The organism is Pseudomonas sp. NFACC16-2, assembly GCF_900119205.1.
In the GTDB taxonomy this organism is placed as follows: domain Bacteria; phylum Pseudomonadota; class Gammaproteobacteria; order Pseudomonadales; family Pseudomonadaceae; genus Aquipseudomonas; species Aquipseudomonas fluorescens_Q.
On the sequence record NZ_FPIX01000012.1, the window covers coordinates 1 to 22,222 of the forward strand.

Consider the following 22,222-nt stretch of genomic DNA (forward strand, 5'->3'; position numbering starts at 1 on the left):
TCTCGGTCGTATCTTGCGCCAACAGCACCACGGGACTGCATTGCATCCGTTGCAGGGTCGCGTCCTGATGGGGCTGCAACACCTTCTGGAACGTGACTTTCTCATTATCAAGAAATCGATAAGCCGCCGTCGTTTCTGCCAGCCCTCGACAAGCGGTCGGGATGCTGTTGCCGGGATGATCGGCTAGGCGTCCTAAAAAGCTGGCGAGCCTGGCATTTAAACGGCCATCACCCAAGTCGGCGGTTTTCATTTCGTCCTGTGCCCAATTCAATCATCGTTCTCCATTTCTCCGAATTCCCAAAATACTTGAAAACAGAGTTATGTAGAACGATGAGCGCTCCGCGTGGGAATGCCGCCCCTTGGACGCTCTGCGTCCGCTTGTGACGCAGAGCGTCACTAGATGCATTCCCACGCGGAGCGTGGGAACGATCAACAACCTGCTCTGGTTTACAAGCTGAGATTGCGGTTCGAGGCCTTGAGGAATTCCTGCTTCAACTCGGCAAACGTGTGCACCGCCGGGAATTGCGGAAATTCACGGATCACGTTTTCAGGCGCATGGAACAGAATCCCGGCGTCGGCCTCACCCAGCATCGTGGTGTCGTTGTAGGAATCCCCCGCCGCAACCACGCGGTAGTACAGGCTCTTGAAAGCCAGGACCGACTGGCGCTTGGGATCTTTCTGACGCAACTGGTAGCCGGTCACCCGCCCGCTGTCATCGGTAATCAAGCGATGGCAGAGCAATGTCGGGAAGCCCAACTGGCGCATCAACGGCTGGGAAAACTCATAGAACGTGTCGGACAGAATCACCACCTGGAAGCGCTCGCGCAGCCAGTCGACGAATTCGATGGCGCCGTCCAGCGGCTGGAGGGTGGCAATGACTTCCTGGATGTCGGAAAGCTTGAGGCCGTGTTCATCGAGGATGCGCAACCGTTGCTTCATCAGCACGTCGTAGTCGGGAATGTCCCGAGTGGTTGCCCTGAGGGAGTCAATCCCGGTTTTTTCAGCGAAGGCGATCCAGATCTCCGGGACCAGCACACCTTCCAGGTCGAGACAGGCAATTTCCACAAGACACTCCCATTTTTTCTGATGTTTATCGGTTGAGCGAACAAAAGGCTTGCCGACTCTAGCCATTCGTCGAAGCCTGCGCAACGCACAGGAACGCGCCAGCCCCGACAGCTTTTGTTACCATCAACCCCATATAGAGCGCCCAGCGCCACCGACCTGTAGGAAACCGCCCTGATGAGCCCATCGTTCGACGTCGTGGAACTCGCCACGACCTATGCCAACAAGTCCCCCCAGGACATCCTCAAGCTGGCCTTCGCCGAGTTCGGCGACGACCTGTGGATATCGTTCAGCGGCGCCGAAGACGTGGTGCTGGTGGACATGGCCTGGAAACTGAACAAGAACGTCAAGGTGTTCAGCCTCGACACCGGCCGCCTGCACCCGGAAACCTATCGTTTCATCGATCAGGTGCGCGAGCACTACAAGATCGACATCGAGCTGGTTTCGCCGGACTACACGAAACTTGAACCCTTCGTGAAGGAAAAAGGCCTGTTCAGCTTCTACAAGGACGGTCACGGCGAGTGCTGCGGCATCCGCAAGATCGAGCCCCTGCGACGCAAACTGACCGATGTCCGCGCCTGGGCCACCGGTCAGCGCCGTGACCAGAGCCCCGGCACCCGCAGCCAGGTGGCGGTGTTGGAAATCGACACGGCGTTTTCCACCCCGGAGCGCACCCTGTACAAGTTCAACCCCCTGTCGCAGATGACCAGCGAAGAAGTCTGGGGCTACATCCGCATGCTCGAGCTGCCTTACAACAGCCTGCATGAACGCGGCTTCATCAGCATCGGCTGCGAACCCTGCACCCGCCCGGTACTGCCGAACCAGCACGAGCGCGAAGGCCGCTGGTGGTGGGAAGAAGCCACGCAGAAAGAATGCGGGCTGCACGCCGGGAATATCATCAGCAAATCCAAGGCTTGAAAAAACCGCAGCACCGCGGAGGCCTGGGGCCGCTTTATTTTGCATCGAAAAGGACAGCTCATGCGAATTCTCGTGGTCAACGTCAACACCACCGAATCCATCACCCAGGCCATCGCCCGCCAGGCCCAGGCCGTGGCCGCGCCGGGCACCGAAATCGTCGGGCTCACGCCGCATTTCGGTGCCGATTCCATCGAGGGCAATTTTGAAAGCTACCTGGCGGCCATTGCGGTGATGGACCGGGTGATGTCCTACGACCAGCCGTTCGACGCGGTGATCCAGGCCGGCTACGGCGAGCATGGCCGCGAAGGTCTGCAAGAACTGCTGAACGTGCCCGTGGTGGACATCACCGATGCCGGTGCCAGTACCGCCATGTTCCTCGGCCACGCTTATTCGGTGGTCACCACCCTGGACCGCACCGTGCCGCTGATCGAAGACCGGCTCAAGCTTTCCGGCCTGTTCGACCGCTGCGCCTCGGTACGGGCCAGTGGTTTGGCGGTGCTGGAGCTTGAGCAAGACCCGCAACGGGCGATTGACGCCATCGTGCAGCAGGCGGAACTGGCAGTGAGCCAGGACAAGGCCGAAGTGATCTGCCTGGGCTGCGGCGGCATGGCCGGGCTCGACGAGCAGATCCGCCAGCGCACCGGCGTGCCGGTGGTCGATGGGGTGACGGCGGCGGTGACCATTGCTGAATCGCTGGTGCGGCTGGGGTTGTCGACATCGAAAGTGCGCACCTACGCGACGCCTCGGCCCAAGACCATCATTGGCTGGCCGGGGCGGTTTGGGCGGTGAGTTCACAGGCTTGGACCGAAGTGTCCCGAATCGCGAGCAAGCTCGCTCCCACAGGGTGGGTGGTGTTCACAAAACTTCTGATCAGCACCCATCAACTGTGGGAGCGAGCTTGCTCGCGATTCGGCCCAACTCGGTCTGGTGCCCCGCTCAAACCGCACTAAACCGCCGCGCCAACCCCTGCTCGGCAAACTGCTCGATGATGAAATCCACGAACGCCCGGGTCTTGCCTGGCAACAGCTTGTGTTCGGCGTAGTAGATGGAGATGTTGCCATCGTCGACATACCAGTCCGGCAGCACCCGTTGCAGCGCGCCGGACTCCAGGTAAGGCACGGCCACCGGCATACTCACCAGCCCGATGCCCAGCCCTTGGGCCGCGGCCGCGCAGTCGGCTTCTGAATCGCTCATGGTCATGCGGGTCTTGAGCATGAGCGGGCTGTGTTGCTGGGTTCGGCTGGTCAGTTGCCAGGAACGCACGCGGCCGGTTTGTGGCGAGCGAATCAGGATGCCCTGGTGCTGCGCCAGATCTTCCGGCTCCACCAATGCAGCGTGAGTGTTCAGGTAGTCCGTGGATGCAACCAGCACCCGATGAGCTACCGTCAACTTGCGCGCCACCACGCCCTGGGGCAGCTCGAAACCACCGCCGATGGCGGCATCGAACCCCTGGCCAATCAGGTCTACCTGGCGGTTATCGAAATGCCAGTCCGGGTTGATCGCCGGATAACGTCGCAGAAATTCCCCCAGCAACGGCACGACATACAATCGACCGAACGCCGTGCCCATGCTCACCTTCAGCGTTCCCGTCGGTTGCCCACCGGCGCTGGCCAGGTTGGCGACGGCGTTCTGGATGGTGTTGAAGCTGCTGCCGACTTCCCTCAGAAACAACTGGCCGGCTTCGGTCAGCCTCAGGCTGCGGGTGCTGCGCTGAAACAGGCGTACGCCCATTCGCGCCTCCAGCTTGGCGACGCTTTTACCCACCGCGGCCGGGGTCACGCTCAGACGTCGCGCCGCCTCGGCAAAGCTGCCGACTTCGGCGCTGCGCACAAAGCATTCGATACTGTTGAAGGTCTCCATGGGCCTCACTCTAAACTTTTGGTTTAGACAGACTATAGCAATGGCGGTCTACACAGCCCACGGCACCTTCTTGATACTCGCTCCATCACCGCGGCAGCTCGCCCCGGCACTTTTTGGAGAACATCATGAATACCCAAGCACTGAACGGTAAAGTCGCCTTGATCCAGGGCGGTTCTCGCGGCATCGGCGCCGCCATCGTCAAACGCCTTGCCGCGGAAGGCGCCGCCGTGGCCTTCACCTACGTCAGCTCTGGCGCAAAATCAGAAGAACTGCAGAACAGCATCACCGCAGCGGGCGGCAAGGCCTTGGCAATCAAGGCAGACAGCGCCGACGCCGACGCCGTTCGTAACGCCGTCGCCGCCACCGTCCAAGCGTTTGGACGGCTGGATATCCTGGTCAATAACGCGGGTGTGCTGGCCATGGGGCCGCTGGATGAATTCAAACTCGAAGATTTCGACCAGACCCTGGCCGTCAACGTGCGCAGCGTGTTCGTCGCCACCCAGGCGGCAGCGCGGCACATGGGCGAAGGTGGCCGGGTCATCAACATCGGCAGCACCAACGCCGACCGCATGCCCTTCGCCGGCGGCGCGACCTACGCCATGAGCAAATCCGCGCTGGTGGGCCTGACCAAAGGCCTGGCCCGTGACCTCGGCCCACGCGGCATCACCGTCAACAACGTGCAGCCCGGCCCGGTGGACACTGACATGAACCCGGCCGACAGCGACTTCGCCTCCAGCCTGCTGTCGCTGATGGCTATCGGGCGCTACGGCAACGTCGATGAAATCGCCAGTTTCGTCGCCTACCTGGCAGGGCCGGAAGCAGGTTATATCACCGGTGCCAGCCTGACCATCGACGGTGGTTTCGGCGCCTGATCCGAGCCGATCATTGTGGCGAGGGAGCTTGCTCCCGTTGGGCTGCGCAGCAGCCCTTCGCTGTCAGACCCACTCCAACTCCGGCAGACCGCAAAGGCTGGGCTGGAACATTTTCAAGGAGCGGATGATCCCGTCGGCGTGGGCGTATTTTTCATCCGCCATGGCCGAATCCGGAATGGCAATGGCGGTCATGCCGGCGGCTTTCGCGGCCGTCACGCCGAACGGCGAATCCTCGAACACCAGGCAATCGCGTGGATCGACACCCAGGCGCCGGGCAGCAGTGAGGAAGATATCCGGCGCGGGTTTCGCCGCGCCGACCTCGGGGTCGTCCGCCGTCACGATGAAGTCGAACAGTGCGAACCAGTCCCGGTGCAAGGTGGTTTTCAATGCGAACGTAGGGCTCGACGAACTGGTGCCCACCGCAATCGGAACGTTGTGGGCTTTCAAATGCCGCACCAGCTCCTCGGCGCCGGGCATCCCCAGGGCGTGAGGAAAGCGCTCGCGCATCAAGGGCTCGCGGATGACCAGGAACTCTTCGGGGGTGATCGGCAACTCCAGCGCCTGAACGACGTAATTGGCCAAGTCCGTGGCCCCACGCCCGATGATGTTCTGCTTGACGCTCCAATCGAACGTGCGCCCGTAGCGCTCGGCGATGATGGACGTGACCTCGGTGTAGATCCCCTCGGTGTCCAGCAACAGCCCATCCATGTCGAAAATCACAGCTTTGATCGGGCCAAACTCTTTCAGCGGTGCATTCATCGCATCTGATCCGTTATCAACACAACATTCCAGGGATGGCTCAGGTGCGGCCAGGACAGCGTGTTCGCCTTAAAGGATTCAGCAGGATAACGAAGGGGGCTTGGAACCGGCAATGGGAAATCCATGGATGGGGTCGTGGCGAGGGAGCTTGCTCCCGCTCGGGTGCGCAGCAACCGTAGGATCGTGGGGGCTGCTTCGCAACCCAGCGGGAGCAAGGTCCCTCGCCACAGAAAGCGGATGGGTGTGAAGGGATGGTTATTGTCCCGAGCTGCCGGAGCCGCCCGACCCCGAGCCACTGCCGCCCGAGCTGCTGCCGCTGTCGCTGGTACCGGTTCCTCCGTTGGTCCCACCGCCGGCGTCGGCACCGCCCATCGTGCTGGATCCACTCATCGAACCGCTACCCGTACCGGGGCTGGTGCTGCTGCCGTTGGCATCGCCGCCGTTCCCGCCGCTCACGGAGCCCGGGGGCAAGGCGTTACCGTTGGCACCGGAATTGGAGCCGGCCTCCATTTCTGTGGAAGGTGGCATCCCGCCCTTGTCCACGGGGGGCGTGCCGCCCGAAGATTCTGCCAAGGCGGCCAGTGAACTGAGCGAAAGAATCCCGGCGAGTGTCAGCGCTGTCATGTTGGACTTCATCATGGTGAGTCTCCTTTTCAAGATCCTTACCTGATGTGTGGCACGCGTGGCGGGACGATGGTGCCACTGAATCGACAGACGGCCCGCGATCAGCTTGGCTTGCCGGAGGCATCGTCACCGGCGATGTCCGGGTCATCCGGGGTCGCTTCGACATCATCATCGTCGCTGGGTACCTGCTCGACGCCCGCATCGTCATCGGGCGGACGCTGGTCGCGACTCAGGGAGTTGGTGGGCGAAGGCAGCGGGTATTCCGGGGTTTCATCCTCCTCGATCAAGGGAACCTGGGCGTCATCCATCAGGGACCCGGGGTCTTCATTGCCCGGGTCATTGACGACAGGCGTGCCCGAGGAGTCTTGTTCTTCCTGGCCTTGCGTTTGCGGCGTCATGGTACACCTCGCAATTGTTGATGGATGTATGTGTTCGAAGCGGGGGGATGGCAATCGTTCCGGAGATTTTGATTTGCCGTTTTTTTGGGGGGGCAGGTTGGAGTGTATATCCGTTTTTGTGGTAACGGCCGCTTATGGTTCCGCCCTTACGGCGGCTCGCTGGAAAGTGTCAACCATGTCCCCGCACACCCGTCAACCATGTGTCCGGTCCGTACACTTTCAACCAAAAGAAGCCCAAAAAAAGGCGCTTCCCATTTCTGAAAGAAGCGCCGTTTTTTCCAGATGAACAGCATCACGGCACAAGGCCGGGTCTCTTCATCCAAGCATCCGCTTAACGATGCTTTCTCTTGTGCTTGTACTTCTTGCCACTGGAATGACGGTCGTTGTCATTGGACAGGTTGCTACCCAACGCGCCGCCCGCCGCGCCGCCGATGCCTGCACCGACGGTGGAGCCGGTTGAGCCGCCCAGACGGTTACCGACAACCGAACCACCGGCCGCCCCCAAGCCACCGCCAATGGCCGCTTCGGTGCGGCTGCCCTTGCGAGCGCCCACCGCACTGCCGGCTGCGCCGCCAACGCCCGCGCCAATCGCGGCACCGGTGCTGCCGCCCATCTGCTGGCCGACCACGTTGCCCAATACACCGCCCAGACCACCGCCGACCGCGGCGGTACCGTCGCCGGCAGCCATCGCGCCCTGGGCAACCACCAACCCCAGTACCAAGGTGGACAAAGTCAAACGCATGATAGAAACCTCAAAAATGCCGCATCGGGGAGAAATGGCCGGTGCGCGCGGGCGCGAGTTTACGCCAGACAGCGTCAGCCATGACGGTTGGACAACGAAACGGCGGTTTATTTTATGACAGGCAAAAAAAAGCCCGCTGGGGAAACGGGCAGGTACTGCTTTCTAACGGATGAGCTGAGAGTACGTACTTGCTTGTGAAAGAAACGTGAAAGAAATCGCCCGTTGAAAAAAGATGAAAAATATCTGCGTAGAGACCCCAGAAGCGGAACGCGGAGCGTCCCTGGCGACGTTCCCACCCAGGAGCGTAAAAACGGTCAAAAAAAAGGGCTGCTATGCAGCCCGGCGGGAGCAAGCTCCCCTACCATGATCCGCCGTCACTTTCTGACCGGGACCCTGGGCAAGAACTTGGCCTTCTCCCCTCGCTGCACTTTGGCCACCTTTGTCTTGATGGACTTGATCGGCTCGTCACCGAAATCTGCATGATAGGCCGACTGGCCACACTGCAACCCTTCATTGATCGGATACGCGGCAGTGTTCTCCTCGCTGTACGGTACTCCCATTGCCTTTCCCCTTTCATCGAGGCCCATACCGGCAACAACCGGTTGCCTGAAAATATCGACCGTCACGACAATGAGACTAGTCGGTCATCAACAGACTGTTGATTCAACAAAGCCCTTGGCCGACGAATGGAACTCACTGTTTCAACAAGGAAACACTCATTCAGCCCCCAGTATCGTCCTGTTTAAAACCCGGGAAACCTGATCGGCCGAATAGGGTTTGGACAAGAATTCAAAGCCCTCATGGCCGCTGTGGGCCAACTCTTCGCTGTAACCCGAGGTCAGCACCACCGGCAAATCCGGGCGACGCTGGCGCAGTTCCCTAGCCAGGGCGATGCCGCTGATCCCCGGCATCATTACGTCAGAAAATATCGCATCGAATGCCATCGCATCCGGGCCGACCATTTCCAGCGCTTCTTCGGCGTTGGTCGCCCAGGCGGTTTCGTAGCCCAGGTCCTGAAGGATCTGGTTGGCAAAACGCCCCACCTCCAGGTTGTCTTCCACGATCAACACCCGACGCTTGCCCTTTTCCGGCAGCAGATGCGTGTGTTCTTCCCGGACAGGCTCGTGGTTTTTCTCGGGCGCCACCTCCGGCAGGTACAAGGTGAACACCGTGCCCTCGCCCACCACGGTCGAAACATCGACGTTGCCACCGGACTGCTTGGCAAAGCCAAACACCTGGGACAAGCCCAGCCCCGTGCCCTTGCCCACTTCCTTGGTCGTGAAGAAGGGTTCGAAGATGTGCTCGAGCACTGGCGAGTCAATACCGGTACCGGTGTCCGCCAGGGCAATGGCAGCAAAGGATTGCCCGGCACCGGCATGACCACGGATCGGCGGCATGCCACCGCCGCAACTGAGCCGAAGCCACAACGTGCCCTGGCCATTCATGGCATCCCGGGCATTGAGGGCCATGTTGATCAGCGCGGTCTCGAACTGGCTCAGATCCGCCCGGATGTAACAGGGCCGATCGCACAACTCGACGTGAACCTGGATCCGTGCTCCGGTGACGGTTTGCAGCATGTCCCCCAGGCTCTGCATTTGCTTGCCCACATCGATGACTTGCGGCTTCAACGGCTGGCGCCGGGCAAACGCCAGCAACTGACTGGTCAACTTGGAGGCACGTTCCACGGTTTCGGACACCGCCGTCATGTAGCGTTGTCGACGTTCCTCGGACAGGCTGGGCATGCGCAGGAAGTCGACCGAAGAACGAATGATCGTCAGCAGGTTGTTGAAGTCATGGGCCACGCCGCCGGTGAGCTGGCCGATGGCTTCGAGTTTTTGCGATTGGCGCAGCGCCGCTTCGGTCTGTTTCAAGCGCGTGGTGCGCTCCTCGACCCGTTCTTCCAGCGTCGCGTTCAATTCGGCCAGGGCCGCCAGGCCTTCGCGCACGGCAGCGTCGGCACGGGCGCGCTCGATGTGGGCCCAGGATCGCTCGGTGACTTCCATCAGCAGCGCCAGGTCGTAGGATGACCAGACCCGCGGCGTTTTATCGTGGATCGCCATCAACGCGGTCAATCGCCCGCCCTTGATCAACGGCACGCAGATGGTGGCCGCGATGCCAATGGCCTGGAACGTCGCCGCTTCCTCCAGCGCCAGTTCCTTGAGGTTATCGTTGATCACCAGCGGCTTGCCGGCCCGCAGGTTAGTGACCGCCAGTCGGCCAAAATCAGCCAGTCGATAATGCCCAAGGATATGGGGCGAACCCACCCTGGCCCAATCACCACGAATGGTGAAGCCGTCCTCGTCCTCATCCATGTCTGCGTAAGCACAATTGGACAGGTTCAGGTGCGCCGCCAGGATCCGTGTGGTGGCTGCCATGATGCTCTGCGGGTCGCTGGCATTCGCCACGGCATTGCCGATGGCATCGAGCACCGCCAGCCGCTGGGTCATGAACACCGTGGAAGTGGTCTCGGTAACCGTATCCAGCATGCCCACGACCTTGCCGAACTGGTCACGGATGGGGCTGTAGCAGAACGTGAAATAAGCCTGCTCGGGACCGCCGCCGCGCTCGATGACCAGGGGGAAGTTCTCTATAAAGGTCGCTTGCCCATCGAAGGCCGCGCGCACGATCGGCCCGATATCGCTCCAGACCTCCCGCCACACCTCATCGAACCGCCGCCCCAGCGCCTCGGGCTTGCTGCCAAGGATCGGCAGGAACGCGTCGTTGTACAACGTGATCAGATCCGGCCCCCACACGATGGCTTGGGGAAAATGCGAGGCAAGGCTCAGGGCCACGGTGGTCTTCAGCACATCAGGCCACTGCGCAGGCGGCCCGAGCGGCGTGTCCCCCCAAGGATGGCGCCGAACCCGTTCAGCCATTTCTCCAGAGCTCTGAAGCCAATCTGTCATTGCGTTCGATCCTTCTGAGACGCCAATACCAACAAGGGGGAAACGCTTATGACCCCAGGCAGGGCCGTATTATCCCGCGCCGGATGGGAATGCGCGATTGGATTGTGGGAGGCGTCGGGGGGCAAATGGGGGGTAATGGGCAGATACGGGCGGTGAGGCTACAGAAATATCCTACATATCGTTGGGAATTGACCTGCGCATCAATCTATTGCGTGATTTTTATGGGGGCGTTCATAGTCTTGGGATTGCCCAGATGCCAAATGGGTTTGCTGACTCGGTAGAAGGAGCATCTGGTGTTGATGGAGAACATTGAAGGGGTTCAGGGCGGCCTGGAAGACGAAAATACCGCAAGAGACAAGTCACACGATGATGCTTTTGCAGCCAGGTGCTTACAAAGCTTGGCAGTAACCGAAGACCTATTTCTATACCAAAACAGCAATGCCACAGATCTGCGCCAGTTAATGCCAGAAGTGAGTCTTGGCACTAAACTCGTAAGTGTCGTCGCCGAAAAACATTACGTCGATACAGAGGTCTATACCTTCCGTACGGGTGGAACAAATGGTCACTATTTTTCGGTGATGGTGACGCCTGGCGAGGTTTGGATCGACGTCAGTTTGGTTGATCCCGGTCGAGGAGGTAACGGTATCTACGCTGCGGTAGGCGCATTTGCAGCGAATACGACAAGAGAATTCATTGGTGATCCTGAGGGGCTTTCAGACATTGCTGTGCGCCGACGGACTGACGCGATGCTTTCCTCTGCCCTAAAACAACGGACGACTAATCACATCCGGCCCCATCAACGCCAGATTGACGGTGATGAACGGTTAGGCATCCCGTCGATCGAATGGATAGACGATGATACTATCGGCAATATCCAGCGTATGCTTGAAACAGCATATGAATCTTTAGCCTTCTACGTGCCGGAGGTACGAAATGCTTGCTACGACTTTGAAAGCAAAACCTTCCGCGACGTTACGGGCGGACAGCTTTTGGATGGAAATCTGGCAAAGTGGAGCCTTGAGTATCCAGGAAGCCGAAAGGCGGGCGCAGGGCTCGCAACGTTTAAAAGAGGCTTACTCATTGGTACCCTTCTACGCCAGGAAAGCGGCTCGAGATCCGCAATTTTGGAGCAAGTTTTACGCGAGCCGCGTGAATTCGTAGAGAACGGCAATCTCGCAGGGATTTTCTACTAGCGATATTGAAATCCCGCCCCGCCATCCGTACCTAGTTGCGCTCGTAGCTTCCATCCCATTCTCATGACATTTACCCATCGAAAGATGTAGGTGATGGCCTACCGAGCTGTAAGACGTGCAGTTCGGATGCTTACAACTATGGCAACGTCCTACATGTAATTGGGAATCCCCTTCCCTATCAATCCCTTGCGTATTTTTCGCGGTGGCGACTATAGTCTTCGCGTCGCCCAAATGGCGACCGGGTTTGGCGACCCGCAGTGGGCAAAACTATCCAGTGGAGCTTACTTATGAATCAATACATGGGCCTTACCAGCAACGCCGACGACCAGCCCCTCTACGTCGATACCACCGCCCCGCTACACATCCTGCTCGACTCAGCCGCCTACCGAATCCGTGCCGCCACCCAATTCCTGGAGAACCTGGCGATGCGTGATGAATTGACCATCGATCCCGCAACCCTTCAGGACCTCGCACAACTGTGCTGCATCCCACTGCGTGATGGATGCGACGTGATGGATGTGATTGCCCGAAGATTGGATGCGGCACCGGCAGGTTCCCCCCTATAAGCCTGCCCGCCGATAACCTGTGGCGAGGGAGCTTGCTCCCGCTGGGCTGCGCAGCGGCCCCTTTCATGAGCGCTGCGCACTCAAGCGGGAGCAAGCTCCCTCGCCACGGCTGCATCATCGACCTGAACTACTCGACAATCCCGTTATAAACAACAGTCGCAGCGCCTTCCTTCTTGACCATGAGCTTGTTCCCTTCCGCCATGGCCTCGACCAACTCAGAACACCCGTCCACTTCACGCTTGCCATCAACGCGCTCGGCCTGGGTGTCGAAACTGAATACATAGGTCGACGCCGGGCAAGCATTGCCACCCTCCCCCGTGGAAACAACCAGCACATACTTGTTCGGACCAAACGTATAAGCCTTTTCAATCGTCACATAACCGGTGTACTCGGCCTGCTCGACGATGGATTCCATGACGTTCATCACACCCGCTCGCGATTGATAATTCAGCGCAGTTGTCATCGCCTCAGTCTGCATAGTGAAAGGTCCGGCACGCTCGGTATTGACGGGCAGCGGTTGATAGGCAACACCCGGAGGCGCGGGTGGTGCGGCTTGAGTCTTGACGGTGGTTTTTGCAACAGGGCTTCGCTGGAGCTGAGGGCTGTCGCATTGGCCGTTTTTGCAGATGAAATCGCCCTGACAATCGATATCTTCCGAACACTGGTTCGTTTCTTCGAAGGTGCTCTGGTCGGCCTTGGCGTAGCCGATGACGGCCAGTGTCAGGAGGGTGCAGGCGAACAAACGCTTCATCAGTGAAGTCCTTTTCTTGGATGGTGGCTGGATGATAACTGCAAACCTACCGGGATTGTCTCTGGTCGCCTTCCTTTACCAATGTCGGGTGGTCCCACTTTGGTTTACAAACTAGCCTTCCAAATGCCCGCCCAAGGACGAACCATGGCTGACCACAAACAACTCCACCAAGACGGCTACGCCCTGCTCCGTCAAGCAATCCCGACCGAGTGGCTGGCCGACCTTCGTGCCGTGTTCGATGCAGGAGTGAAACCGTCGGACCAATGGCCAGTGCCCCGTGGCATGGACTGGCGCTATTCGATGCTGGACGATGATCCGAAGATTCAGGCCGTGTGTCGCCTACCCCAGCTACTGGCAGTGGCAGGAGCATTGATCGGCGAGCGGTTCTTCCTCTCCCAAGTGGAAGGCCGCGAGCCCCTGGCGGGTAACGGTCACCAACAACTGCACCGCGACTTGTCAGCCCAACGGCCAGGCGACATCGCCATCGCCCTGGCTTTCTTCGACGACTACGGCCCCGAAAACGGCGCGACACGGATCGTCCCCGGCAGCCACCGCCCCGAGCCGGATGCCCCGCCCTTCGACTTCAATGACGAGTCAGGCGCCATACAGCTTTCGGGCTCTGCCGGTGACATCCTGGTGTTCGATGTCGATCTGGTGCATGCGGGAAGCCTGAACGTGCTCGGCGCACGCCGTCGTTCCATTCTGATCAGCTATTTCTCGGAGTCGCTCTACGCGTCACACTTGGAAACCGTGGCGCTACGCAATATTCGTATGGACACCCGCGACCGATTCGCACCGTCGGGGTTTGCTTTCGGGGACTAGTTTCTCGGGTTGATGAAAGTGATGCGCAGCGGTTCGAATCTGAGCTTTAATGCCCGTGCTTATCGCCCCCCCCATTCGTCTAATCAAGGAAGAAACGACATTGAAAACAGCTTTCGGCGCCCTGTTGTTGGCTTGCCTGACGACCACTGCATTTGCTAGCGAAAACCCCGTCGGTTTCCAATCTGCCACCCTGCCGGATCCGCACAATGGCCGCGCATTGGAGATGGTCGTCTGGTACCCCAGCTCAACGACCGAAACCCCGCAACTGATCGCCGATAACGCGGTGTTTGTCGGCGCATCTGCCGTGCGTAACGCGCCGCCAACTGCCGGCGAACATCCATTGGTGGTGCTCTCTCACGGATACAGGGGTAACTGGAGCAACCAGATCTGGCTGGCCAGTGCGTTGGCCCACAAGGGTTACATCGTCGCCGCCGTCAACCACCCCGGCAGCACCACCCATGACCGTAGCCCCCAAGCGGCGGCGCAGTTATGGCTGCGGCCCGTTGATCTGCGTCGAGCCATCGATGCGGTCACGACCCAGCCTGAAAAATTTGGCCGGGTCGCCAATGGTCGAATTGCAGCCGTGGGCCATTCACTCGGCGGCTGGACGGCCCTGGAGATTGCCGGCGCTCGCTTCGACCCAGAGCGCTTCGCCCAAGACTGTAAAACCCACCCGCAGCTAGCCAGCTGCACCGTTTACGAACAGATGAATCCCGCAGGCACCGCTGAATCAAAGGCCGAACTGTCCGCCGCTTGGCGCGATAAACGCGTCACTGCGGTGGTGACATTGGACCTCGGCCTTTCACGGGGCCTGACCGATAAAAGCTTGGCCGCGCTGCCTGTCCCCGCTCTGGTGATCGCTGCTGGAGTACCGTCGCAAGAACTTCCCGCTGAGTTGGAATCTGCCAACCTCGCCAAGCGCCTGCCCCCAGCGTCTAGCCGTTACATCGAGATCAGCGATGCGAGCCATTTCAGCTTCATGTCGATGTGTAAGCCCGGAGCGGAGGAAATGCTTGAGGAGGAAGTGCCGGGGGATGGGATCATTTGTCGGGATGGTGATGGCGGTCGTGCTCGGGCGGTGATTCAGCAGCAGGTCGCATCGCTGATATCGGAGTTTCTGGCGCAATCACCTGCAGACAAAAAAGGAAGTTTGTAACCGATCACCTGCGCAGTGTTCGAACTATCCTTTACGCCTCCACCCCAAACGGAATTCGCCAAGATGTATCTGCGTTCAAGCGTGTTGTGCCTGTGCCTTTTCAGCAGCCTGAGCCAGGCCGCGGTCAACTGTTCTGCCCTGGCGGAAAAGATCTCCGGAACGGTGCCTGAGTTTCATCCGTCAGTGCAAGGCAAGGTCATTGGCACCGGGCGCCTGCATTTCCACGAAGCACCAGATGAAGCCTGTGCCAATAAGAAGATTTTCGTAATACCCGGCGACTCTCTCACCGTTTACTCCAGCCTTGAAGACGAATCATGGCTGGAAGTGAACTTCATCGCCAAGAGCGGCGACGACTATACCGGTTGGGTAAAGGCTGATCGGGTCGAGATTGGCGCACCTTACGGAGCGCCACCGGAAGATGTCGAAGATGAACCGGCGGGTGATGCCCAATAAATACCTTTTTCATTTTTGAAGCGCAGGAGAAACGATGACGGGTTCGCCAGAAGAGAACGGTCAAATCACGGCCAGCACACACGGCGACCTAGACGTGGCTGATGTCACGGGTTTCGACGCCTGGGCTCGCGTCTGGGCGGAGCTTGGCGTCGTACGCGTGTCACGCGAGACATACGAAGAACTCATTCGACACTACTGCGAGCCGCACCGCGCCTACCATAACCTCCAGCATCTGAAGGAATGCCTTCAAGTGCGCCGATTCGTCAACGCGGCCTGCCAAGCCCCCGCCGAAATCGATCTCGCGCTATGGTTCCATGATGCGATCTACGACCCCCTTCGCAGCGACAACGAACTGCGCAGCGCGCAATGGTTGGACGACGTGGCACGTGATAGTGGCCTGGGCGATGAAACGCGACACAGGCTTTACAACCTGATCATGGTGACGCGACACGACGGCGCCCCGGCATCGGCAGACGAAGCGGTGTTGGTGGACACGGACCTGGCGATCCTTGGAGCGTCATTCGAACGGTTCGAGGAATACGACCAACAAATCCGCCGCGAGTACCAGTTTGTGCCCCTGCCGGTGTACCGCCAAAAACGGCGCCAGGTCCTTGAAGGCTTCCTGGCGCGCGAGCGCCTCTATACGACCGCAGCGTACTTCGACGCATTCGAGCAACAGGCACGCGCAAATCTTGCACGCGCCATCGAACGTCTCGACTGAGGACTGGATTCAAGCGGCGAAGGGAAAACTTACTCCCCTGACTGCACGCTCTTTATGGCTTCGAGAAGCTGGCCCTCAAAGTACTCGCTCCCATCTCGCTCCTGCTCTTTTATGCGGCGCTTTGCTTCTATAAGAAGCATCTGCGTGACAGCGATGCCCTGATTCAAAAAAGTGGCAACCATCAGGTCGGTCAAATTTGCTAAAGGAGTATCCCAGACCGCCCTGCAACGCTGCATCAGACCTGTAGGTGAATCCCCACACCACGGACCCAAAAAATTTGAGATTGTAAGATTCGAATTCATGAACCGACCTCTGATAGAAATCGAAGGGTGGGTCATTTCGCATGACCAGGAGATAGCTAAAAAACGAGATTGGATGACTACTTTTGGCCGATTGCGAGCCTTCGTGATAGGCAGCATACGGCCAGGAGCAGTCGCTATGCGTCTACAGAACTATGGGCGATTCACTTCAGGTTCCTGTGTACCTGCCGATGATAGCTGCAGGAGTTCAACGGATGCCGTTCATGAGCAAGGTTGTTGCTTTACTGACCCTTACCGCCTTCGTCGCGGGCTGCAAAACCAGCAATTACTCTAACCAGACCGTAGATTCCCCCGAACTACGCTGCTTCGCCTACTGGAACGATAAAGCGATCACGTCCCTGGAAGTCCGTTACATCCGTGACATGAGCCAGAGCGGTAACATGCCCTGCACGATCATGCTCGGAGACCTGTACGAGAAAGGGCGCGGTGTACCCCAGGACTTTTCCAAAGCCAAGGCTTTGTATCAATCCATAGCCGATAAAGACGTTGGCGCCTACGGCCAACTCGGGCGCATGGCCGAAGAAGGCATCGGCGGGCCGGTCAACGACACCGATGCGCGACAGTTTTATCAGCGTGCCGTGAGCAAGCCTGAGCAGCGTCGCAGCGAAGCCAGACTGGCCAAATACATGGAGGAAGGGCGAGGTGGCCCGCAGGATCTGCAAGGCGCGCTGACGCATTACTTCAACGCCACGCAATACCTCGGCGATGACTCTTGGCAAGGCATCGAACGCCTGCGCGCCAAAGGCTTGCCCCTAACGATCGAGCAGCAACATCGCTACAACAGTATCTTTATCGACAGAGTGCAGAGCCGCCTCAAGAGGCGGATCACTGTCGTAGAGAAGTCCCTGGAGAACAACGTTAACTCGACGTCTGCCAGCAAACCGGTACAAGTGCAACTGGAGAACACCCCCGGCGCATCGGCCCCAGTGATTTCGATACGGCAAAGCTCGGGCGATACCGCCCTTGATCAGAGAGTGATGCAAGCCTTCAGCGACTTTCGTTTTCCCGGCGATCCGATTATGCCACCGGGCCAGAAGAGCTATCAGGCAATTGCGAGCATCAGAACGGACGGTAAGAGTCCAATGCAGAGGTTGAACGAAAGTAGAAAGAAGTGAGCCTTCGCTCTGACCGAATCACCCCAACCGTTCCGCTTCAAGGTGATATGTGCGGATTCCACGGCCATTCGGACACCCATTCGACCAATGAAAATACAATGAAAATAAATCCGTCCCCATTTTCTCATTTTCTAAAGTTGCTACTAGCTGGAAGCTGTGCCGCGCTGATTGCTGCCTGCAGCAACTCGATTCCTTTCGGATTACCTGAAGATTTAGCCCTTATGAAGCAGGACCTTCACTTGGAGCATTTACCCTCAGGCATGGTCCCTCTGAAATGGTCATATTTTGATTATGGCGTTCAAAAGGAAGGTATGAATACGGTAGTAGATTCACTTGCTCTAGTCCAACCAGGCTTACTCACCCTTGTCGGGTATGAGAAAGGCCATTACATTCGCCAAGCTGAATTCACCAGCGCATCCACCGACTGCATGTACATTTTCAACGGTGATGTAAGCGCGCAGCCGGTGTGGTTATTGAAAGCCGATCGCCCCGTATTTCTTACTACCGGCAACAACAGGGGGCTTATTGACGTCCCTCTACGTAAAAAGCTGATTGATGAGATGACAGCCGCCGGCTTCCGTCCTCACACTGATGCCCAAGGTAAGTCCTATCAGAAAACCGGAATCACTGAACGCAATCTCGTTATGATGACAGGATATGGGCAGCGCGTTGAATTAACGGACCAGTACCAGGCTTACAACGTTTGTAAAAACAAATTTGGGGAAGCTGGGGACATACCATGATTATAGATAAAAGGGCAGATTTATTTCCCGGAAATCTGCTCTCTTTTCACCGGTCGAGCAAACGAAGCTGTCCGTCCATAGTGTACCTTTGTACGGTCATCGAAACTCTAAAAGCTTCAGCCTAGACACAGATAGCGAGAGAAACAAAGGAATGTTATACACCACGACAGCGGGGAGTTAGGCACCAATAGGTGTCTGTTTATAGTTATGCATATTAAGACCCCAGCGATCATCTTCATAGCGGCAACAATAATCGGATGCGCCAGCATGGATAGAGAATTTAGAAAACTTAACAATCTCAACAAAACCAACCTTAATAGTGAAAACTGGCCATGGAACGGAATTGCACATCAGAAGCCCAAAAAGTGGGAAGGACTTATTCCAGTAAAAACAAATGGAATTGCAAGAGCAGAGGACGCCATAAACAGAATTGAAGAGAAGCTTGGAAGACCAATATTCGATAGAGAATCAATATCAAAACTTCCAGACGAACAAATAGCAAGAGGCATAATAGTAAGTCACGGAACGGCTGTAGCTCCAAAAATGGACAAACACACCTGCGGAAATGTGGGGGATGCACCCAGTAGCTATAGCTACCCTAAAAGCTTCTTAAAAAATACAGGAGAAATCGACACAGTCCTTTATGTCAATTTAGGTTCGCAATTTTGTGATGACAGCAAGTGCGGTAACTCACCTTCAGATATTGCGGTGCATGAGTTTGGCCATGCGCTTGGTTTGGGCCCTCACTTCCAAGGATTTGGTGAAGGCCCGATAATATCGAACGACTTCTGGGATGTGCTTGTTGCCCTTTACAGCAAAGCATAAAAACACGCTCAAAATCGTTCACTTTGTTCACTGTGGTGGTTAAAGCTCGCCACTTAACAGAGGTTACATGAAAAATTTAAGTCGGTAACATGACCGAAAACAAATGAAATTTAAGCCCCTTGTGGTGACTGAATGGCGGAGTTGGAGTGATTTTGGGAAAAGGGGAAAGGAAACGGGATCTATTTTCTGAAAATAGATCCGCCCCCTTCTTGGTCACCTCCCCACAGCCCTTTCAGCGAAAGGCTGCAAACGGCCAGAAGCGGTCAGTCACGATAGGCAGAGTCAATCCAAGGATGCGCTTGACAGCATCAATCTCGTGGTTTATCTCCGATTGCTGCCCTTATGTTTCGCCAAAGACGCGTTCAGTTGCTGAGCGTCGCCGACACCTGTCTGGCATGCGTCAAGAAAGTGATCCGGTTAGTGAGCTCAGTGTTGCCTCGACGGATCCGGCCTGCGTGTGTGGCTACGCGGATCATAGACAGGTGCCCGGACTAAGCGTACAAAAGATGGCACATTGACGATGGCAAGGAGCATTTGCGATATGAACTCGGTCAAGGAAATAGTTGAGTGGGCAGCAAGTGAACTGTCTGATTGGGAGGCGGATATCGTCAGACGGTTACTTCTCAAGAAAACTTTGCCGTCACAAGATCTAAAAGAAATAATTGATAACGTACTCGTTACCTACGACATTGCCGAAGACAATGAAAAAAAGAATTGCAGCGCTCCGACGATAAACTCTGAAATAATAGGCGAGATCCTCGCGAGTGATCCCGTGAGACTCTGCAATATCCACGACGTTCAAAACATCAATGCCATATCTAACGAATCCAATCTACCATTTAGCCACAAAGGGATAACATTGATATATGGTGAAAACGGCTCAGGAAAATCAGGCTATACGAGAGTTTTAAAAAACGCCTGCTTTGCCAAGCATGCAGAGCCCGAGATACTTCCCAATGTTTACAAACAAGGCAGCGGCCCACAATCAGCCATAATCACTTTCATAAAAAATGGTGAAAAGCAGCAATGGAAGTGGAGCCCTGGAAAGACCCTCGCCGACCTCACCGGCATCAACGTGTACGACTCCGACTGCGGCAAAGTCTTGCTAGAGAAGAACAATCAAGTAACTTATAAGCCTAAAGGCGTCGAAATTTTTGATAGCGTCTCGTCCATTGCAGAAGCGATCCGGGAGGCAGCCTCTAAGAAAATGCGAAACAGCAAACCACCTATTATCCAAGAGATCGAGAACACACCAACTCTAAATCAATGGCTTGCCAATATCGATGAAAACACCACCTCAGCAGCTATAGATGCCAAGCTGATATGGACAGAAGAAAGCAAGTCCGAGTTGGCCGCGCTAAATACATCCACTCAGGAGTACCAAAATGGTACGACAATTAAAAGAATCGAGAAATTAAAAGAAGTTGTCGAAAGTAGAGTTCCGCGAGCCATAGCAAAACTCACCAACTGTCTTTCTGTTTTGCCTAGCAATAAAGCCGAGCATGTCAAAAACTTGGAGTCGGTAGCCAATACAACAAAAATTGCCTATGAGCTTTCTGTTAAAAGCTTCGATACAGAAGAGCCCCTGGGGGGCACCCATACTGAGGCTTGGAAACTACTATTCAATGCGGCGAAATCTTTCTCTGAGCAGTATGCCTATATAGGCGAGAGCTATCCTAAAGTCGATGACGGCTCAAAATGCGTTCTTTGCATGCAGCCTTTGTCGGATGACGCCAAGAGCCGAATGGCTCGATTCGATGCCTACATCAAAGATAAAAGTAAGACACAGCACGACCAAGCATTAAAAGTACTAGACGAAGCTAGGCTAGTCATTCAGAACCTAATCGTGCCGGATGCCGAGACTTATGAGCCACTTTGCAATGATTTGATGGAGTTAATAGGGAAAGACCACGGTTTAGCTGCTGCGTTCAAGATAGTAAAGGAGCGCAAAGAATATTTTAATAGTAATGGCACATCCTCTTTTCCATTGGGGGATATTAACGCTGCTCAAATATCTATCGACCTAATTAACTCTCTAACTCAGAAAGCTTCCGAGCTACAAGCAACCAACTCTGAAGAAAAACACAAGCTAAACCTCCTTCGACAAACAGAGCTTACGGTACAGCATAGGCTCTACGAGGCTAGAGACCAGATCACCCAGAATCACAAGAACCTTATGTTTAACAAACGCATTTCTGACGCCATTGGGGGTCTTCGCAATACCAAGCAAAAGTTCTCCACCAAAGCTAAGTCATTTATCTCCAAGCTAGTGACACCCGAATTCGTTCAAAACTTTAGGCGCGAAATGGAATTTATGGGCGTGACTTTAGACGTAAAAATCTCAGCTGTAGTAAAGGATATTGATACTTCTCATAGTTTTACCATTGCTACAAAGCGTCCCGGAAAAATTCTTAGTGAAGGTGAGCAAAAGGTTATTTCAATTGCAGCCTTCTTAGCTGAGATAGAAACATTCAAGAACAGTGATGCGATCATTTTAGACGACCCTGTAAGCTCTCTAGATCATGTTTACCGGGAAAAAATCGCCCATCGTCTAGCGATTGAGGCTTTAGAGCGGCAGGTAATTATTTTCACACACGACCTTTCACTCATAATGGAAATCGAAGGAAAGTGCGAAGATATTGCCTTGGAGCAAGGGCAGGGCCCTGCTCGCTCCGTCTTCACAATCAGAAGGAACGGGAAGGACTCCGGCTTCTGTTATACCAAGGCTCCTTGGCGTGGCATGACTACCGCACAGCGCGCACAGAACCTTGACGAAGACGTCCACGCCATCAAACCGCTGTATGAAAGCGATGTGGACAGCTACAACCAAAAGGCGGCTTTAATATATTGTCTGCTGCGCGAGGCATGGGAGGCTTTGGTGGAGCAAGACCTTCTCTGTCAAATTGTCACACGAGGCCGCAACAGCGTTCAAACACTTCGCCTTGGCCAGCTCTCGATTCTGCCGACAGATGCCAGTACCATCACGCAGAACATGACCAAAACCAGCAATTGGATGTTTGGCCATGACAAATCCAAGGCGCTGTCAGAAAATCGTCCAGCTCCAACCGAACTGCTGCAAGACATTGCGAGCCTCAGAGCATTTGCCAAAGAAATTTCTGGAAGAAAGAAAACCACAGAAAAGACGTTTGAAGACCAGCTTAAGCCTCCCATCTGCGAAGTAGGCTAAATGGTTAAGCGAGGGAGGGCGGCTCTTCCCTCGCTTGCTGGATTGAGGGTAAGTGCCGCTGAAGTTACTGGTTGTAAGTACAGATCCATCCACGCATATCCTTCAGCAACGGTGACGCTCTGCTCTGGGGCGGAAACAGCCCAGGCGAGTGACCGCTTCTGGCCGAAAGCAATCAGCCACGACCACCTGCTTTCGATCCAAAAGAGGCCTACTGTATACCCCCATAAAA

At 56.3% G+C, this 22,222-nt stretch carries 24 protein-coding genes; 13 read left to right on the forward strand and 11 right to left on the reverse strand.

From position 1 onward, the window contains the following. Window positions 1-250: IS4/Tn5 family transposase DNA-binding protein (locus tag BT116_RS12440; RefSeq protein WP_175497161.1), on the reverse strand; the 250-nt coding region annotated here is incomplete at its 3' end. Between the two features lie 197 nt (window positions 251-447). Then, on the reverse strand, window positions 448-1,065 hold the full coding sequence (gene thrH, locus BT116_RS12445; protein ID WP_072343907.1) for a bifunctional phosphoserine phosphatase/homoserine phosphotransferase ThrH: 618 nt from the start codon (window positions 1,063-1,065) through the stop codon (window positions 448-450). 174 nt (window positions 1,066-1,239) lie between these two features. On the opposite strand from thrH, the gene BT116_RS12450 reads away from it, so the two are divergent. Next, on the forward strand, window positions 1,240-1,980 hold the full coding sequence (locus BT116_RS12450) for a phosphoadenylyl-sulfate reductase (RefSeq protein ID WP_072343910.1): 741 nt from the start codon (window positions 1,240-1,242) through the stop codon (window positions 1,978-1,980). A 60-nt stretch (window positions 1,981-2,040) separates the two neighbouring features. Continuing rightward, window positions 2,041-2,769 carry an aspartate/glutamate racemase family protein gene (locus BT116_RS12455; protein ID WP_072343912.1) on the forward strand — a complete coding sequence of 243 codons (729 nt, stop codon included), beginning with the start codon at window positions 2,041-2,043 and terminating at the stop codon, window positions 2,767-2,769. 147 nt (window positions 2,770-2,916) lie between these two features. On the opposite strand, the gene BT116_RS12460 is transcribed toward BT116_RS12455, so the two are convergent. Then, window positions 2,917-3,840: a LysR family transcriptional regulator gene (locus tag BT116_RS12460; protein WP_072343915.1), complete on the reverse strand. Its 924-nt coding sequence runs from the start codon at window positions 3,838-3,840 to the stop codon at window positions 2,917-2,919. A gap of 125 nt (window positions 3,841-3,965) precedes the next feature. On the opposite strand from BT116_RS12460, the gene BT116_RS12465 reads away from it, so the two are divergent. Next, window positions 3,966-4,712: a 3-oxoacyl-ACP reductase family protein gene (locus tag BT116_RS12465; RefSeq protein WP_072343918.1), complete on the forward strand. Its 747-nt coding sequence runs from the start codon at window positions 3,966-3,968 to the stop codon at window positions 4,710-4,712. A 63-nt stretch (window positions 4,713-4,775) separates the two neighbouring features. Here the strand turns inward: BT116_RS12465 and BT116_RS12470 are convergent, their stop codons facing one another. The 6 genes from BT116_RS12470 to BT116_RS12495 form a co-directional block, all read right to left on the reverse strand. Then, window positions 4,776-5,471 carry an HAD-IA family hydrolase gene (locus BT116_RS12470; RefSeq protein ID WP_072343921.1) on the reverse strand — a complete coding sequence of 232 codons (696 nt, stop codon included), beginning with the start codon at window positions 5,469-5,471 and terminating at the stop codon, window positions 4,776-4,778. Between the two features lie 255 nt (window positions 5,472-5,726). Then, window positions 5,727-6,110: a hypothetical protein gene (locus BT116_RS12475; RefSeq protein ID WP_072343924.1), complete on the reverse strand. Its 384-nt coding sequence runs from the start codon at window positions 6,108-6,110 to the stop codon at window positions 5,727-5,729. 86 nt (window positions 6,111-6,196) lie between these two features. After that, entirely contained in the window at window positions 6,197-6,403 is a 207-nt protein-coding gene (locus BT116_RS12480) for a hypothetical protein (RefSeq protein WP_072344274.1), read from the reverse strand. A gap of 421 nt (window positions 6,404-6,824) precedes the next feature. Continuing rightward, on the reverse strand, window positions 6,825-7,235 hold the full coding sequence (locus BT116_RS12485; RefSeq protein WP_072343927.1) for a glycine zipper domain-containing protein: 411 nt from the start codon (window positions 7,233-7,235) through the stop codon (window positions 6,825-6,827). Between the two features lie 374 nt (window positions 7,236-7,609). Next, window positions 7,610-7,861 carry a hypothetical protein gene (locus tag BT116_RS12490; protein WP_256572556.1) on the reverse strand — a complete coding sequence of 84 codons (252 nt, stop codon included), beginning with the start codon at window positions 7,859-7,861 and terminating at the stop codon, window positions 7,610-7,612. A 90-nt stretch (window positions 7,862-7,951) separates the two neighbouring features. Beyond that, complete coding sequence (locus BT116_RS12495; protein ID WP_072343930.1) at window positions 7,952-10,141, reverse strand: GAF domain-containing hybrid sensor histidine kinase/response regulator; 2,190 nt, start codon at window positions 10,139-10,141, stop codon at window positions 7,952-7,954. 299 nt (window positions 10,142-10,440) lie between these two features. Here BT116_RS12495 and BT116_RS31040 point away from each other — a divergent pair, with 299 nt between their 5' ends. After that, entirely contained in the window at window positions 10,441-11,334 is an 894-nt protein-coding gene (locus BT116_RS31040; protein ID WP_256572564.1) for a hypothetical protein, read from the forward strand. A gap of 287 nt (window positions 11,335-11,621) precedes the next feature. Next, the gene (locus BT116_RS12505) at window positions 11,622-11,900 is read left to right on the forward strand and encodes a short-chain dehydrogenase (RefSeq protein ID WP_072343936.1); all 279 of its coding nucleotides are present in this window, start codon (window positions 11,622-11,624) and stop codon (window positions 11,898-11,900) included. Window positions 11,901-12,027: 127 nt separating this feature from the next. On the opposite strand, the gene BT116_RS12515 is transcribed toward BT116_RS12505, so the two are convergent. After that, window positions 12,028-12,651 (reverse strand): hypothetical protein, encoded by a 624-nt coding sequence (locus BT116_RS12515; protein ID WP_072343942.1) that lies wholly within the window; start codon window positions 12,649-12,651, stop codon window positions 12,028-12,030. Window positions 12,652-12,795: 144 nt separating this feature from the next. On the opposite strand from BT116_RS12515, the gene BT116_RS12520 reads away from it, so the two are divergent. From BT116_RS12520 to BT116_RS12535, 4 genes are all read left to right on the forward strand, one after another. Further along, window positions 12,796-13,473, forward strand: coding sequence for a phytanoyl-CoA dioxygenase family protein (locus BT116_RS12520; protein WP_072343945.1), 678 nt, complete (start codon window positions 12,796-12,798; stop codon window positions 13,471-13,473). Window positions 13,474-13,573: 100 nt separating this feature from the next. Then, window positions 13,574-14,629, forward strand: coding sequence for an alpha/beta hydrolase family protein (locus tag BT116_RS12525; protein ID WP_072343949.1), 1,056 nt, complete (start codon window positions 13,574-13,576; stop codon window positions 14,627-14,629). Between the two features lie 63 nt (window positions 14,630-14,692). Beyond that, complete coding sequence (locus tag BT116_RS12530; protein ID WP_072343952.1) at window positions 14,693-15,082, forward strand: hypothetical protein; 390 nt, start codon at window positions 14,693-14,695, stop codon at window positions 15,080-15,082. A 34-nt stretch (window positions 15,083-15,116) separates the two neighbouring features. After that, window positions 15,117-15,803: an HD domain-containing protein gene (locus BT116_RS12535; protein ID WP_072343955.1), complete on the forward strand. Its 687-nt coding sequence runs from the start codon at window positions 15,117-15,119 to the stop codon at window positions 15,801-15,803. A gap of 29 nt (window positions 15,804-15,832) precedes the next feature. Here the strand turns inward: BT116_RS12535 and BT116_RS30555 are convergent, their stop codons facing one another. Further along, a complete protein-coding gene (locus BT116_RS30555) occupies window positions 15,833-16,105 on the reverse strand; it encodes a hypothetical protein (protein ID WP_139209437.1) in 273 nt (90 codons plus the stop codon). A gap of 212 nt (window positions 16,106-16,317) precedes the next feature. Here BT116_RS30555 and BT116_RS12540 point away from each other — a divergent pair, with 212 nt between their 5' ends. From BT116_RS12540 to BT116_RS30565, 4 genes are all read left to right on the forward strand, one after another. Further along, the gene (locus tag BT116_RS12540) at window positions 16,318-17,238 is read left to right on the forward strand and encodes a sel1 repeat family protein (protein WP_256572557.1); all 921 of its coding nucleotides are present in this window, start codon (window positions 16,318-16,320) and stop codon (window positions 17,236-17,238) included. After that, window positions 17,235-17,981, forward strand: coding sequence for a hypothetical protein (locus tag BT116_RS12545; protein WP_256572558.1), 747 nt, complete (start codon window positions 17,235-17,237; stop codon window positions 17,979-17,981). Before BT116_RS12540 ends, BT116_RS12545 begins: the two co-directional genes overlap by 4 nt. A gap of 267 nt (window positions 17,982-18,248) precedes the next feature. Next, window positions 18,249-18,806 carry a zinc metalloprotease gene (locus BT116_RS30560; RefSeq protein WP_139209439.1) on the forward strand — a complete coding sequence of 186 codons (558 nt, stop codon included), beginning with the start codon at window positions 18,249-18,251 and terminating at the stop codon, window positions 18,804-18,806. 541 nt (window positions 18,807-19,347) lie between these two features. Then, window positions 19,348-21,993 carry an AAA family ATPase gene (locus tag BT116_RS30565; RefSeq protein ID WP_072343961.1) on the forward strand — a complete coding sequence of 882 codons (2,646 nt, stop codon included), beginning with the start codon at window positions 19,348-19,350 and terminating at the stop codon, window positions 21,991-21,993. Window positions 21,994-22,222 lie beyond the last annotated feature (229 nt).